17 protein-coding genes are annotated in these 12792 nt (G+C 57.4%); 4 read left to right on the top strand and 13 right to left on the bottom strand.

Annotated elements, in window-relative coordinates; all coding sequences use genetic code 11:
* The first annotated feature begins 149 nt into the window (after nucleotides 1-149).
* Nucleotides 150-440, top strand: coding sequence for a hypothetical protein (locus tag AC3WTM_RS25340; protein ID WP_023663039.1), 291 nt, complete (start codon nucleotides 150-152; stop codon nucleotides 438-440).
* A gap of 187 nt (nucleotides 441-627) precedes the next feature.
* On the opposite strand, the gene AC3WTM_RS25335 is transcribed toward AC3WTM_RS25340, so the two are convergent.
* The 13 genes from AC3WTM_RS25335 to AC3WTM_RS25275 all read right to left on the bottom strand — a co-directional run bounded on the left by AC3WTM_RS25335 (nucleotide 628) and on the right by AC3WTM_RS25275 (nucleotide 11285).
* Nucleotides 628-1581: an endonuclease gene (locus AC3WTM_RS25335; RefSeq protein ID WP_173677897.1), complete on the bottom strand. Its 954-nt coding sequence runs from the start codon at nucleotides 1579-1581 to the stop codon at nucleotides 628-630.
* Between the two features lie 104 nt (nucleotides 1582-1685).
* A complete protein-coding gene (locus AC3WTM_RS25330; protein ID WP_023663041.1) occupies nucleotides 1686-3074 on the bottom strand; it encodes a hypothetical protein in 1389 nt (462 codons plus the stop codon).
* Nucleotides 3074-4192 (bottom strand): toxic anion resistance protein, encoded by a 1119-nt coding sequence (locus tag AC3WTM_RS25325; RefSeq protein WP_023663042.1) that lies wholly within the window; start codon nucleotides 4190-4192, stop codon nucleotides 3074-3076. The genes AC3WTM_RS25330 and AC3WTM_RS25325 overlap by 1 nt, the downstream gene beginning before the upstream one ends.
* A 10-nt stretch (nucleotides 4193-4202) precedes the next feature.
* On the bottom strand, nucleotides 4203-4976 hold the full coding sequence (locus AC3WTM_RS25320) for a tellurite resistance protein (RefSeq protein ID WP_011600753.1): 774 nt from the start codon (nucleotides 4974-4976) through the stop codon (nucleotides 4203-4205).
* Between the two features lie 205 nt (nucleotides 4977-5181).
* Nucleotides 5182-5541, bottom strand: a complete 360-nt coding sequence (locus tag AC3WTM_RS25315) for a hypothetical protein (protein ID WP_023663043.1) — start codon at nucleotides 5539-5541, stop codon at nucleotides 5182-5184.
* Nucleotides 5542-5892: 351 nt separating this feature from the next.
* A complete protein-coding gene (locus AC3WTM_RS25310; RefSeq protein WP_011078034.1) occupies nucleotides 5893-6330 on the bottom strand; it encodes an RES family NAD+ phosphorylase in 438 nt (145 codons plus the stop codon).
* The gene (locus AC3WTM_RS25305; protein WP_011078033.1) at nucleotides 6327-6776 is read right to left on the bottom strand and encodes an Xre family toxin-antitoxin system antitoxin; all 450 of its coding nucleotides are present in this window, start codon (nucleotides 6774-6776) and stop codon (nucleotides 6327-6329) included. Before AC3WTM_RS25305 ends, AC3WTM_RS25310 begins: the two co-directional genes overlap by 4 nt.
* Nucleotides 6777-7198: 422 nt before the next feature.
* Nucleotides 7199-7642, bottom strand: coding sequence for a hypothetical protein (locus AC3WTM_RS25300; RefSeq protein WP_031325712.1), 444 nt, complete (start codon nucleotides 7640-7642; stop codon nucleotides 7199-7201).
* Between the two features lie 91 nt (nucleotides 7643-7733).
* A complete protein-coding gene (locus tag AC3WTM_RS25295; protein WP_096069758.1) occupies nucleotides 7734-8978 on the bottom strand; it encodes a DUF1173 family protein in 1245 nt (414 codons plus the stop codon).
* Nucleotides 8979-9001: 23 nt separating this feature from the next.
* Nucleotides 9002-9772, bottom strand: coding sequence for a hypothetical protein (locus AC3WTM_RS25290; protein ID WP_096069757.1), 771 nt, complete (start codon nucleotides 9770-9772; stop codon nucleotides 9002-9004).
* 114 nt (nucleotides 9773-9886) lie between these two features.
* The gene (locus tag AC3WTM_RS25285) at nucleotides 9887-10222 is read right to left on the bottom strand and encodes a hypothetical protein (protein ID WP_096069756.1); all 336 of its coding nucleotides are present in this window, start codon (nucleotides 10220-10222) and stop codon (nucleotides 9887-9889) included.
* A 56-nt stretch (nucleotides 10223-10278) separates the two neighbouring features.
* The gene (locus AC3WTM_RS25280; protein ID WP_096069755.1) at nucleotides 10279-10713 is read right to left on the bottom strand and encodes a hypothetical protein; all 435 of its coding nucleotides are present in this window, start codon (nucleotides 10711-10713) and stop codon (nucleotides 10279-10281) included.
* Nucleotides 10714-10829: 116 nt separating this feature from the next.
* Entirely contained in the window at nucleotides 10830-11285 is a 456-nt protein-coding gene (locus AC3WTM_RS25275) for an RDD family protein (RefSeq protein WP_083377966.1), read from the bottom strand.
* Between the two features lie 214 nt (nucleotides 11286-11499).
* On the opposite strand from AC3WTM_RS25275, the gene AC3WTM_RS25270 reads away from it, so the two are divergent.
* The 3 genes from AC3WTM_RS25270 to AC3WTM_RS25260 all read left to right on the top strand — a co-directional run bounded on the left by AC3WTM_RS25270 (nucleotide 11500) and on the right by AC3WTM_RS25260 (nucleotide 12723).
* A complete protein-coding gene (locus tag AC3WTM_RS25270) occupies nucleotides 11500-11733 on the top strand; it encodes a hypothetical protein (protein WP_096079078.1) in 234 nt (77 codons plus the stop codon).
* Between the two features lie 285 nt (nucleotides 11734-12018).
* A complete protein-coding gene (locus AC3WTM_RS25265) occupies nucleotides 12019-12288 on the top strand; it encodes a nicotinamide mononucleotide transporter (protein WP_096069752.1) in 270 nt (89 codons plus the stop codon).
* Nucleotides 12289-12384: 96 nt separating this feature from the next.
* A complete protein-coding gene (locus AC3WTM_RS25260) occupies nucleotides 12385-12723 on the top strand; it encodes a hypothetical protein (protein WP_143484432.1) in 339 nt (112 codons plus the stop codon).
* The last annotated feature ends 69 nt before the right edge of the window (nucleotides 12724-12792 follow it).

The raw sequence follows: 12792 nt of genomic DNA, 5'->3' as shown, positions 1-12792 counted from the left end.
ATTTTTTAAAAGTTAATCAAGGTATGTGATTGATTATTAGAGATAAATGATATTCTTTTTTTTGATCGGGCATCACATCTGAGCTGTTCAAGCCACTCGTGAACCGCGTACGCTCCTCTGAGGCCGCTTGCATTCCGCTAGCTGCTGAAATGGAGATCGAGAAGATGATGATTGATGGCGTTGAGAAACGAATTGAAGCCGGCGTGAATACGGCCCTGGACATGGTTGAGGTATTGGTTGCAGCTGGCCAGCCCCTCAAAGCTGCGATTGCCACCTCGCGAATACTCACGATGGAAGTTGTCCGCGAGTCTCTGGCAAAGAACCTGGCAAACAAAAGCGGCTCGGTGATTACTCACACCTTGGCCACTACGCCAGGCCATTCTGGTCCGGTACCGGCCCAGCACACTGCAAAAACGAAACAGCATCAGACCGTTGATTGATCATCGAGGCCGGCCGGGAGATCTTTACGATACCCGGCCAGGCACGCAATACGCGCTCCCTCACCTCACGCTTCCCGTCAGCACGGGCTGTAACGACTGCACAGCGCCCTGGAGGCTCAGGGAGGGTTAACCTGGCCCTGAGGCCCTGCGATCGGCTACAAAACCGCATATCCCCTCCGAACGGCCCTTATCGGCAGTTTCCGGCCCGTTTGAACCCCGCAGCTTCGGCGTCCGCAGCGCTCGCAAACTCTACCCGGTTGCGCATTCCGACCTTTCCATAGCTCGGGCAGCCGAATGGCAGGTGGTAAACATTGCTGTTGCGGTTGCCAATCACCGGCGAAAGCACGCTGGAGGAGTATCCACCGGACACCTGGTGTTCAACTGGTTCGCTCCGAATGGCCTGTGCCATTGTGCCCGCTCCATTCCCCCGCATACCGAGATTCCAGGTTCTTTCACCTGTTACGAATGGGTTGCTATGCCCCATTACTCTGGCGATCCGCCGGTCACGCTCCTGTTCCCACGCGCTCACCGGGTATTGACGATCCCAGGCCATCAGCAACTGCTGTTGTGCTCTGGACATCGATAGCCCGTAACGGTCGTGCATGTAGAAGTAGATTCGGGCAACCGCGCCCTTCACCTGGTCGCGAGGTTCTGTCACGCGTTGCTGAAAATCTGTTCTGGTCGGGCAAGCCCCGTATTGCATCGGTGTTGAGGGTAAAACGCCATAGCGAAAATTGCTCCGGTCAGCATTGACCTCGCCCACACTCACCGCGAGGTTGTGCATGTCCGCTTCCATTTTGCGAAATACCGGATCGGTGTCGATGCAGTTCTTGCGCCCCCCGTTCTGCCAACACTGCCGCTGGCTGCCGAAGGCGTATGCCGGCAAGACGTGCTCCCATTCGATGCGCTGGGCGCGATTTTCCTGGGCGCGCACTTCGTACCCGCACGAGGCGAAGTCCACCCGGCCTCCCGATCGCCCTACCCACTTCCAACTGCACCCACAGTAAAGATCGCCGGCTCCGCTGGTGTTGCGGTCGTAGTAGACCTTCTGACGTAGTTCTACCTTGGCCTGCTCGAAGGTCGTAGGGGCTGAGGCAAGAGCGAGGTGAGACGTGGCCATCAGCATGGCCGTAAACATCATGAGGGTCGATTTCACGGTCTTTTCCTTAAAACAAGGGTGGTTCCAGGCTATTCAGGGGAAAAAAAACCCAAGCAAGGCTTGGGTTTGAGCGCTGCTCGCAGGAGCTACCGCAGCGGGGTAAGAAGCTCGCCAATGCGACGAACCCTGCGAAAGATAATTTGCGCGATCGATTCATGGCCCGTGGCAATGACCCCAAACAACCCTGCCAGGAGAAGTGCCCAGAAGCTGTTGCGCTTCCAGTCGCTTGCCTCGGCCAAGGCACTCTGGCGATGCTGTTCGGCTCGATCAGAAAGAGACGGGCTTTCTGGGCCAAGCGCAGTTGCCTCGATGGCGTAGGCAATGCCGGCCGGCACGGAAAAATCGCCCTTGATTTTTCCCTCTCGCAGGTTTTTCGCTGTCAGCACGACCCATTTTGAAGAGCTGCCGCCGGCAACAGATGCTTGGGCCAGCACATACGCCCTGGCCACCTCGTCCAGATCCTCTCTGGAGCTGAGCAGGCGCTGAAGCGTCGGTAGGTTCTTCGACTCAACCGCGGAATAAAACTCGCTGGGCTTACTTGCGGTGCTCGTCGTACCCGGATCGAGTATCCCCAGAAACGCTCCCATGACGTGCGGCATCATGCCAATCATTACAGCTGGAACGATGTTGAAAATGCGTCCGGTAATGACCGCAAGGCCTATGCCCGCAATCATTGCAACCGCACTGATCATTTTGAGCGCTGTGCTATTGAGGATCGAGTCGATGGCTGATTCGACCCCCATCAACCCGCCAATACCGCCGCCCTCGTGGCCCGATGCTTGGAAGGCCTTGGCGATCGCATCAGGAACCAGGATCTGGTCAATAGCCGTTGTTGGCTCTGCGGCGATACCCAGCGCGTAAAATACGCCCCCGAATACCGCTAAACCAAGGGCGGTACCACCGTAGATGAGCGTGCCTTTGCGTAGCTTCTTCGCCCGCGAGATCAGTTCCTGGAGGGGCGCGTCAAAAGGCGTCGGCGCTTTTGCCGGCAAAGCTGGTTCGGGTTGGGCTCGATGTGTCTTCGGCGCTGTCGGCTCTGCTTTCGCTTCGTTTGAAGCTTGTTCGTGCTTGGCGGTGACATGTACCGTCTGCCCAACCGGCTGCCGTAATAGCTTCAGATCCTGACCGAGCACACGCTGTGTCTTGCCTGCAACGAGACCACGAGATATTTCCTTTCTACGAGCACCGTAATTAGCGAGGAGCTTGTCGAGCTCTGCATCAGGAACGTCCTTCGCGGCGACTTTTCCATCAACAAGCAGCGTGTACAACTGCGGGTCAACCTCTGGAGTCTGCCTGGACAGTTCCAGCTCTTGACCGAGAACGCGCTCGGTCTGGCCAGCCATCAGCCTATTCAAGGTACTGTCCTCCACGACGCCATAGTCATTCAAGAGACTCGATAGCTGCGCTAAGGGAATGTTTTCCTTCGCAACGAGGCCGTCGACCCGCAACCGGAAAAGTTGGACTGGTTCGGTCATCAGTGAAGCTCCTTCACTTCATCAGCCCTGCCCAGGCGCTTCTGGAGATCGAGACGCATGCCCTGGATCTCTTTCTCTGCGGCCTTGCGTTGAGCTACGCCCTCACGCTGGATTTTGATTACGTCTTCGACGGTCTGGATCAGCGTGGCCTGGACCTTCTGCAAGGTGTCCACGTCGATTACCAACCGCTGGTTAGCTTTGGCCGTCTCTACGGAGTTGCGGTGCAGCAGCTCGGCGTTGCGTTTGAGGAGATCGTTGGTGGTGTCGTCGATTTTGGTGGCCAGCTGGACGGCGTTCCGCTGCTCGTTCAGCGTCAAAGCCAGCATGAATTGGCGCTTCCAGGCCGGCACAGTGATTTCCCGGATGGTGTGGAACTTGTCCACCAGCATCTGGTTATTCGCTTGAATCATCCGAATCGTCGGGAGGCTCTGCATCGCAGACTGCTGGAGCGCCGTGAGGTCGCCAATACGCTTGTCGAGGTTGGAGATCAGTGCATCCAGATCCGCAACTTGCTGCAAGCGGGCCGGGTCGTTCCCGATGTTCGCCCGAAGCTGAGAAACCTGCATCTGTAGCTCCGCAAGGCGCTGCTTACCGGCGGCAATGTGGATGCCAAGCAGGCGATGCTCCTCGCGTACCGCAACGAACATGGACTCGAGGCCGGTATTCCGAGCAGAAATGCCCGCTTGTGTTTGGTCGACTTCAGCAACGAGCTTTTCAATTTGCTCTCGCGTGGTGTCGAACTGACCCATGACGGACTTGCCGCGCAGGGTTACTTTGTCGATCAGCGGGCCGATGACAGGGATGCGCGAACGGCGATTGGAAAGCGCGCTGACATTGAGCGACTGCGCGACGGCAACCACCTCGCTCAGCTTTGCGCCGGCATCGTCCAGGTCGCTGTTACGAACCTGGTCGAGCAAGCTGTCGGCGTAGGAGGACGTGTGTTCTGCCACTTCCCTGCCGAACTGAGAAACCGAGAGCGGGTTTTCTGCCTGGATCAGTGCCGCTACAGCCTTGATCTGGGGGATGTCCTGTTCCTGGAGACCAAGAGCCTGAAGCCCAGCTGGAGTAAGCTCGGTGTTGGTAGTGGCGAGATCTGTCACGGTAATTTCCTGCTGCATGTTTTGCTCCTCAGTGCTTCACGCCATTCAGGCTTTCAGACAGGCTGGCCATCAGCGCCTGATGCGCCTTGCTGGCAGCCTCGACCATCGCCGGGCTCATGTGTTTGGTAGTGATCAGGGTAAGGGTGTGTTGCCGCCATACTGGAACCAGTACGGTGACTGTCTCTCGGAAGCGATCGAGCATGTCGAGGGCTTGAGCGCGGCTCAGCTTCATCTGGCTAACGCTCAGTTCGTGTGAAGCCAGAAGTGTTGCCAAGTTGGCGAGCTTTCGCGCCAGCCGCTCTCGCGGCCGATCAAACTCGATCTCCCCCTCCGCTACCGTCCCGATGAGAGGGTTCTCTTCGAGGAATTCGCGCCCGGCCTGGATGAACACTTTCAGTGCTTCCGCCTCTTCGGCGTGGGCAACGATCATTCTGCTGATGGCACTGACCGTATCGCGTACACCTTGGGCATGCCCTTCAGCTTCGGCCAGTAGCTGTTCCAGTGTTGACCGGGCGACTTGATAGCGAACCTGCTTTTCCACGGCTCCGCCCAGAACCTTCTCGAACCAGGTCGGCTTCCGGGTAATCTGCTCCGGCGAGGCGTCGGCCATTTTCGAGAGGATTTCTGCGATTTTCGCCGCAAGCGCTGCCGCCGACCCGCTCTCCATGAGATCTGATAGTTGATCGATTTTGGCAGAGCTATCCGCTACGCCCCCGTACTCGCCGAGGCGAGCCGGGAAAGCAAACAACTCAGGGAGTACCTGCTGTTTGAGGTGGTCGATGTTGACCACTGAATGAGTCATGGCGGAAAATTTCTCCTTGGATTTGTTGGAGATCGTACCTGCCGTATTCCTTGGCGGGTTGTTATTTCAGACGCTTTTACCGACTGAAAGCGCAGCTCGAAGTCGTTGTATCGCGATCTCGAAATAACCCAAACCTCCCCGAGTCGCTTCAAAATGGCGCGAATAATCGCCACATTTCCCTAGCTATGCGAGTTTCGACCTGAAGTCATTCAGGGGGTAGGTAGAGCGCAACCAGTGGCACGCATAGGCGAACGGCTCCCCGCATGTGCAGAGTGGTCGGCGAATGGACAATCCGGTCAAGCAGCCACGTCCACGATTTGACGAGCCGTTCTTCAGGAGGTGTTGAATCCTCCAGGTGCTGCTTGAATTCGGCGAACTTTGCGTGGCTATGCTCGAAAACGCCGGTCTGCCGGCAGATTTCGGCCAGGGCCCGGATGTCGTCACCGTTCTGAATCAGCGTCGAGCGCATGTCTGAGTTGTCTTGATCCATCGCGGAAAGCAGGTCGGTCATCATGCGGTCGATCAATCGCGACTCGTCTTGCTGGGGATCGTTGGTGTCTGGCATAGCTGTCTCCTTTGACTTGTTCGAAATCGGTTTTACCGGAGACTTCAAGAATCCCAAGCATGCGAGAAGACGAGACATCCCCACAAATGCCCTGCCGCGCGAGCACCCGCAAGCAACTGGCTGCGACCTGCGAGTTTTGCGGACAGATGAGTTTTGGTTTTGCGGCAGCGGACTGTGGGTGTGTCCTGAGCCAGCTCTTCCTGGAAGGGAAGAAGTCTGCATACCCCGGACGAGGCAGGCCGCGGGCCTCGAAATCAAGGGCTGCATCGTCAAAACGGTGACTTTCTCATCGCGGCAAGACAGCAAAAAGCCCAGCACTTCTGCTGGGCTTTTTGCTGTTCAGGGCGCTTGCTAGAACAACCTCGAATCAGGGGTGAAAAGCTCAACCTGAATAGTCGCGCTCTGTGCTTCTGGGTGCCGAGGGTTGAACAGGTAGTTCACCGTGCTCGGTATGATAGCGCTGGGCACTGGCAGTAGCAGTGCGTTGCACTCATCAAGGAACTGGTTACCAATGCCTCTGGTGAGCTCGGTCTCTGCCGACCAACCAGCCGGCAAAGTGGGCATCTGGGCTTGTGATACAGAGTCAGGCACTTCGATACGGAGAAGCTGCATCGTCGCCGGAAAATCCTCTGGATCAATTTCCAGATGAACAAGCACCTCGAGCATTGCTCCCGGCGGGCTGGTCGCGGTGTAGACGACCGGTCTGCCGGCCTGGTGCCAACGGCCGCTCACCCGCAAGCCGCCTGTCCCGCTCAAGTCAGCATATGAGCTGATCCGCCACAGAATCACAGAGCGAAGCCTTCGGCGATTTGCAGCAGCATCTCTTCAACCTGGCTTGTGCCTTGCTGAGTTGTGAGCAGTTGCATGGGCGTCAACCCAGAGAATCGTTCCTTGGGCTTGGAGAGCCATCGCTTGGCCTTGTCGGCGTCCCCAAAAATAGCCTCAGCCATCGCGGTGATGTGCGCCGATCGGAAGAGCCGGTCGCTTTCCTCGACAGTGAGGGGCTGATCGCGCTCGATCCGGTTTTTCAGGGTGCGCAGCGGGATAATCTGGTCTCGCTCCAGCGGGGTAACCACCCCCTCTTCAGTGAGCCTCATTAACCGCGCTGCGGAAAAGCCATGGCTGATTCTGGTGTGAATCTCGAAGTCGCTGGCAGACTCTGGGATCTCCAGCAGTATTTGTAAGCGAGCACGGTAAGCTGAATACCCGTGGTCGCGTAGGACTTCAGCAAGCATGATGGTTCTCCTGTCCGGCGTTTCCCGGTTAGTATGCGGGAAACGCCGGAGGATGCAAGCTTACCGTTTGGGTGGCCCGGCTGGCGGTCGCCTGGCGGTAGAGATGTGGCGGTCACTTTCAACCCATCCAGGATGATGCTCGAGGAGCGCCTTTGATGGGTCAGCCTACTGGCTGCGTTGGCCAAACATGTCTGTTTGTTGGTTCGCTGGATCTGTTTTCGGCGTGTTGAGCGGGTGGCCTAGCTGCCGGCGCACCTCGGCGAGCCACGCCTTGTAGGGAGTGTTTTTTCGTTCTCCCCACGGGTATGCCTCGGCCAGCGCCTTTCGGAGGGCCTGCTGGTCGCTTCGCCCTATGCGGCGAATTACCTCCCCAACAATCGGTGCTGCTCGATCTGCCCAGGACATGCCCTTTCCCTCAGCTGTCACGGCTGATGCGCCTCAGGCTGAAATTGAGCGACGTAGCCGAGCACGGCAGCAACCCGCAGGCCCGTCGCACTGCCCTTGTCGGTGCACTCGCGGTAGGCTTGGCCGCTCTGGACGATTTCGCCCAGCAGCTCGGCCGCGTTGTCCAGGTACTTCTCGGTTTCGTTGGTGTGCTCAATGAGCCGTTGGTGAGCCTGTTGCGACTCAACATGGCGCCGGGCCATGGCCTGGACGATTTCGAGCAAGCGATCGGTGCCAATTTCATCGGTATCGCCCAGGCAGTAGCGGTCGCCCACCTCCTGAGTACATTGGCAATCGTCGGTAAGTGCTTCCGAACTACCGACCCACCCGCAGAGAGTGCACTCGGAGGCATAGTAGCTCCCCACTAGCGGCTTCTGTCCGATGCAGGATGGTATGCGTTCCTTCTTCTCAACGTTGCTCATGGCTGATTTCCTCGTTCAATCTGGCGATGGCCTCAGCATCTCACGAGGCCTCGGAAACCCAAGTACATCCCTGTTCAGCGATGCGTTGTGATCAGGACTTGGCAGGGAAAGGAGGGATATTTTTTCCTTTCGGGTCAGCCGCGGCATTCCACGACCACCACCCTGCCCCGCCGTACTCCCGATTGTACCAAGCCGTTTTGACGGCCTTCCGTTCCAGGTAGGCAGGTGTGCTCATGCCGAACACTTCCAGGGGGTAGTCCTTGCCCGTGTCCAAAAGCCAGAAGTCAGGGAAAACCTCACTTTCATCAGCGTCGTAGCGAAGAGGTTTATCGAAGCTGCGGCCAGCGGCGTGGAGCTTGGCCTCAATCACCCCTTCGTAATCTGAGTCGACAGGAATCCAACGCTCACTGACCTGCATCAGGGCCAGCTCAACGACATCTGCTTGCGAAAACGACTCGCCCTTCCGCGGCGTAACCTGAGCTATGGCGATAACTCGACTTCCGCGCTTCCAGGCGGAAAGTTCTCTCTCGAATCTGCGGGCGGCGGTTACCCAGACTGCCGGGGGCAAATTCAGCATGGGCATCCCGAAGGGCCCGGCCAGAGGCAATCTGCTGATGTCTCCAGAATGGCGCTCAGGGTTGTAGCGTGCCAGCGGCGATATCGCGACGAGTCGCAGATCCCGCGTGATTGCAGACTTGACGATCGCCTGATTGCGAACCGCTCCCTTGCTGTCCTTTTGAGCAGCCAGCAGCAGCACTTCGCTCAACTTCATTCGGCTTGCGGCGACACGTTCCGCAGCCTGTAGAAGCGCGTAGTTCACAATGCCGCTATTGCGCTTGCCCTCCATTGCTGGATACCAGGTAGAGAGTCGGGACTCAGACCAAAGCAGGTGCAGAAGCCCAAGCAACGTCATAGCCGGCTTGCTCTTTCCAGGCGATCTTGTCACCGAGGTGCTTTCGCTTTCCTCGGATCGAGGAGCCTGGACTCGAATGCCTCGAGCCAGGCGCACGCGAATGCTGCCATCTTCGCCCTCCTCGACTACGCCAACGGCATACCCTTGCATACCGGAACGCTCCGGGGCCGGCGCGTAGTACCGACAATCGTTTGAGTGTTCATGACCTGTACCGGCGAACCGCGCCAGGTGAAAACCATCGCTATCTTCACGTCGCTTGATCGAGAGTTTTCGGGAACCGGGGCTTGGGCACTGGCAAATTGCATGAGTGCCGTAGGCCTTCTCCAAAACGATTTTCCAGTTTTTTGCGTACTGCAGATCGGTCTGGAACTCCGGCGAGTAACGTTTCCCAGAGATCAGTACGGGATATCGACGGTTGAGCATGATCTTTTCTCTCCTGATTCGGGTCAGGCAATCGCCCGCTGCCGGCGGGCATAGGCTGCTTCAGCCCGGTTTGCTTCGATCTGTATATGCAGCTTCACCAGCAACTCGTATCCAGACTTGGGGCTCATGAGCGCAATACCGAACAATTCGTCTGCTGGAATGCTCCCGCCCTCCCCATGGAACCGTCCCTTTCGCTCGATCATGGAAAATATCCCTTCGAGGTATCCGGTCTCAACGGCCTCAGCAGAAAGACTGGGGTTTTTCAGGTCGAAGATCTCTCCGGTTGGCCACTCCAGCCCATCAAGTGGGGGGAGGTTTTCCAGCGCCCAGTGACCAGTACGCATGACTGCACGCGCTATCTCGTAATGTTCCTGGTCAGTCTGATACCAGCTATCGACGGAAAGGAGCTGGTGGCGGGCCTGGTCAAGGCATTCGAGCTGCTTGGCGCGTGTAGCGCGCTCATCATCAGAAAGGCTGTCGAAGCCATCGACCCATACAGGGAGGATACGCAGCGCCTCCCAGCGCAGCAGGCAGCGCATCAGGGATGAGCGGGTACCGCTCATGACGACCTCGCCCGGTTCCAGTAGCTGGTTGTGGCTGTTGTGCAGGCCGACGATGCAGTTTGCATGGAGCCAGCGGTTTCTCTGGATGAAGTCGTGGATCGCTTCAGGCTCGTGCTCAAGCGGATCTACGCCGGCGGGGATGCTGAATGCCTTGGGCGAGAGAGTGACCATTTGTCGGTCAGCGGAGTACGCCCTCATTTTGCCGAGGGCGCAGAGACTGCGGATTTTCATGAGAGCGAATCCTCCTGGTGTATTCGATCAGGAGGCTATCGCGGGATGAGGAGTAGAAATTTCGTTTTCAGGACACTGGAGCGTCGGAATTACTTTTGATGGGGCTCAGGCGGGTCAGAGCCAGCGCAGGGGGGCCGGAACCTCAACCGTTTCGTCAGCCACCTGAATAGCGGTTGCCAGTGAAGGAGTGCCAATTTTTTCGGCGCACTCGGAGATGGTCAGCAGGCGCACAGGGGCTTGATTGGGCGGGATCTCGGACGGACCGCGCAAGCACTCCCGGTAACGAACCACTGCGTCAGCCGCGTCTGGATTCGATTTAGCCCAGGCCGAGATTGCAGACTCACGCGCCAGCGCTACGTCCTTGGACGTCATGACAAACTGAGTGCCTACAAGCGCTATAAGTCCGAACAATCCCACCGCTACGGTTCGAGTGATGTACTTCAATTTCATGCGAGGCTTTCCTTGATTTGCTGTTGCGTGGTCGGTGACATGGCGTGTGGTACACATTACGCACCGCCCTTAGGAGGCAGGCCCTCGTTGTACTCGGCGAGGGCGTCTGTTGCTATTTGGGCAAGCTCGGAGTCGCGATCCATGATGCCTGTGGAGCCAGTTGCGATTTTCCCCAGGGCCTCGAGCAGCCCGGCAATCGCAGGGTTGGTGCGCAGCTTCTCCACCTCCTCCAACGCCATAGTCACATTCATGAATCCCAACGCCTTGGCTTTGCTCCATACCTCGTCGTACAGCTCGGCTTTGTAGCTCAGGCCAGAAATTACGCGCTCGGCGTCGGATTTGAACACCAGGGCGTCATCGTTGACTGCATTGTCGAAGTTGATCCGATCGCTGCGGGTTTCGATGTAGGTCGTTTCTTCGTCGTAGCTCATCACTTCGAGGGTGGCTACGACTTCCAGCTCCGGTTGGGCTTCGGTGGTTTGCTTGCTCATTACGCTTCACCTTGATCAGTTGATGTGGCCAGCATCCCATGGGTTGAAAAACTCCCAACCACGGACGGCTGGTGGATGAGCCAGAACGCCACGTCCGGCTCAACTGAGCAGGGTGATCAGCTCCGGAATTTCACCGGCTGTGTTCTGAGCTCGCGTACCACCACTGTTCCGGCGAGCTTGTCGTGCCACCCCTGCTTACGGCGATCGAATGCCGCCCAGAAGAAGCCAAGCCCCAGCGGTAGGGTCGACACTACATAGCCGAGGTACCGGCCGATGCACTGTCGAACGCTTGCGGTGTTGCCGCTTTCAGCGTCGAGAACCCGCAATTTCAGCGCCATCTTCCCCGGCGTGGCCTGGAGACGACGCCACAGAACTACCGTCAGGATCGCTGGCAGGACAAAGTTGATTGCTAAATCCGCTGGCCCTTGGATCAGCTTGTCGCTGCTGAAATAGCCCGTGCCATAGATCATCATCAGGAGCGGCAGGGAAACCAGGGTGAAAAGGATGCCGTCAACAATGCACGCCCCTGTTCTCGCCCAGAAACCCGCGTATTCAAGTTGTTCGTTCTGCATGAAAAATATTCCCTGTGATTGGTTAGCAAGCCACTTTGGCTTGGCCTGATGCTATCGGGCTGGGAACTAGGCCGGGCGCGTTTTCACGCTGGTTTTGTGCCTGAAATGGAGGTCGTCCAACAGCCTGTTGGACAAATACGGCCCGGTTATTGGAGTTGGGTTTTCTGGGGACGCATTCACCCTGAAGGCTATCCAGTTCAATCGAGTCATTTGCATGAGCCAGAAAAACTCCAAAGAGCCACTGACCTTCACCGCTCGCTTGGTGAACTCCCATCACGGTTTTCAGGATTTCGATATCGACGGGCATCCTGTGGTGCGGCGTGCCTGTGTTCCGAATTCGATCAAGAAGGGCGAGCACTTCAACGTCTATCACGGGGAAAGCTCGAAGTCGGGGGCTGTATGGACAGGGACGCTCGGTGACTCCCTCCGCAAATTTGCGCTTATCTGAGGGGTGCCTATGTGTTTCCCTCGTAAACCCAGTCTTGGCCGGTACAGCGCGACCAGGGCTGATTGGAGTCGGTGCTACCGGCAAGCTCGCATTGCTGCTGGCCGCGGCTTAGCTCCCGACCCGAAGTCATCTGGTATCGCCTGGAAGGCCCAGCTCATCGTAGCTTTTGAACGCCGAGGCCACGATCCTCTGGCGTATCCCGTCCAGTGTCGGCTCAATGCTCATCGGATCATCAATGAAATTCGAGCCGAAGAAATCTCCCTGGAACATGTGAAGGACTGACCTATGACCCTGTATTTCGAGTGGATCGGAAGCCTCTGTGGCGTCCTCGGCGCGCTGATGATCTCCACCAATACCCGTGTTTCTCCGTGGGGATGGTGGCTATTCCTCGTGTCGAGCTTGAGCCTCTGCTGCTACGCCGTTCTCGCGCAGGCCTGGGGATTGTTGCTGCTGAATGGTTGTTTCGTTGCTACGAGCATTACCGGGTTGATCCGCTGGTGGTACCCCGCTGTGTCGACCATGCGTGCAACTTGCCATGCAGGCGTCAAGGGGTAAGCCGCTTGCGCGACCTTCGGCAGAGTGCGTGCTTGACGGCTTGGGTTTTGCGGAATGTTCGGCATGCTGGGGGCATTCGTCACTGGGAGCCACCACATGCAACTATTCAACCCGATCCAAAAGGCAGAGCTGATCTCTATCGTCGAAGAAGCGTCAGCAAAAGCAGCGAAGAATGCTGGTGTTGTCCAGGAGTTGGTTTTCCCGCACATCTACTTCGTTCTCAGCAAACGCCTCAGCGTAGTAGACGGGGCATCGGCTAATGCGGAGGCCAAAGATTCTGCTCTGTTGGCTGCTCTCACTGAGGCAAAAAAAGCGCTTCAGGATTGCGTGTCGGTGATGAGCAACGATCTGGGGGGCTTAAAGCTGATACAGCCAGAGCTTGAGGGGGCGCGCCAGGCCTTGGCGGCAGTTGAAGCGGTATTTGTTGGTCAGTGATTCTCTGTTTCTATGAAACCTAAAAGCCCAGCGATGACCTGGGCTTTTATCTAAACGTAATGGTCGATG

This window comes from Pseudomonas sp. EU05-FHT14B02, assembly GCF_058791055.1.
This window is presented reverse-complemented; position numbering and strand designations above follow the sequence as displayed.

What these genes read in the sequence shown, in the direction of transcription:
- AC3WTM_RS25295 (WP_096069758.1), bottom strand. Translation starts at nt 8,978, where the DNA reads ATGCTCAACCGTCGATATCCCGTACTGATCTCTGGGAAACGTTACTCG.
- AC3WTM_RS25265 (WP_096069752.1), top strand. Translation starts at nt 12,019, where the DNA reads ATGACCCTGTATTTCGAGTGGATCGGAAGCCTCTGTGGCGTCCTCGGC.
- AC3WTM_RS25320 (WP_011600753.1), bottom strand. Translation starts at nt 4,976, where the DNA reads ATGACTCATTCAGTGGTCAACATCGACCACCTCAAACAGCAGGTACTC.
- AC3WTM_RS25290 (WP_096069757.1), bottom strand. Translation starts at nt 9,772, where the DNA reads ATGAAAATCCGCAGTCTCTGCGCCCTCGGCAAAATGAGGGCGTACTCC.
- AC3WTM_RS25335 (WP_173677897.1), bottom strand. Translation starts at nt 1,581, where the DNA reads ATGATGTTTACGGCCATGCTGATGGCCACGTCTCACCTCGCTCTTGCC.
- AC3WTM_RS25300 (WP_031325712.1), bottom strand. Translation starts at nt 7,642, where the DNA reads ATGAGCAACGTTGAGAAGAAGGAACGCATACCATCCTGCATCGGACAG.
- AC3WTM_RS25305 (WP_011078033.1), bottom strand. Translation starts at nt 6,776, where the DNA reads ATGCTTGCTGAAGTCCTACGCGACCACGGGTATTCAGCTTACCGTGCT.
- AC3WTM_RS25285 (WP_096069756.1), bottom strand. Translation starts at nt 10,222, where the DNA reads ATGAAATTGAAGTACATCACTCGAACCGTAGCGGTGGGATTGTTCGGA.
- AC3WTM_RS25325 (WP_023663042.1), bottom strand. Translation starts at nt 4,192, where the DNA reads ATGCAGCAGGAAATTACCGTGACAGATCTCGCCACTACCAACACCGAG.
- AC3WTM_RS25280 (WP_096069755.1), bottom strand. Translation starts at nt 10,713, where the DNA reads ATGAGCAAGCAAACCACCGAAGCCCAACCGGAGCTGGAAGTCGTAGCC.
- AC3WTM_RS25315 (WP_023663043.1), bottom strand. Translation starts at nt 5,541, where the DNA reads ATGCCAGACACCAACGATCCCCAGCAAGACGAGTCGCGATTGATCGAC.
- AC3WTM_RS25330 (WP_023663041.1), bottom strand. Translation starts at nt 3,074, where the DNA reads ATGACCGAACCAGTCCAACTTTTCCGGTTGCGGGTCGACGGCCTCGTT.
- AC3WTM_RS25270 (WP_096079078.1), top strand. Translation starts at nt 11,500, where the DNA reads ATGAGCCAGAAAAACTCCAAAGAGCCACTGACCTTCACCGCTCGCTTG.
- AC3WTM_RS25340 (WP_023663039.1), top strand. Translation starts at nt 150, where the DNA reads ATGGAGATCGAGAAGATGATGATTGATGGCGTTGAGAAACGAATTGAA.
- AC3WTM_RS25275 (WP_083377966.1), bottom strand. Translation starts at nt 11,285, where the DNA reads ATGCAGAACGAACAACTTGAATACGCGGGTTTCTGGGCGAGAACAGGG.
- AC3WTM_RS25260 (WP_143484432.1), top strand. Translation starts at nt 12,385, where the DNA reads ATGCAACTATTCAACCCGATCCAAAAGGCAGAGCTGATCTCTATCGTC.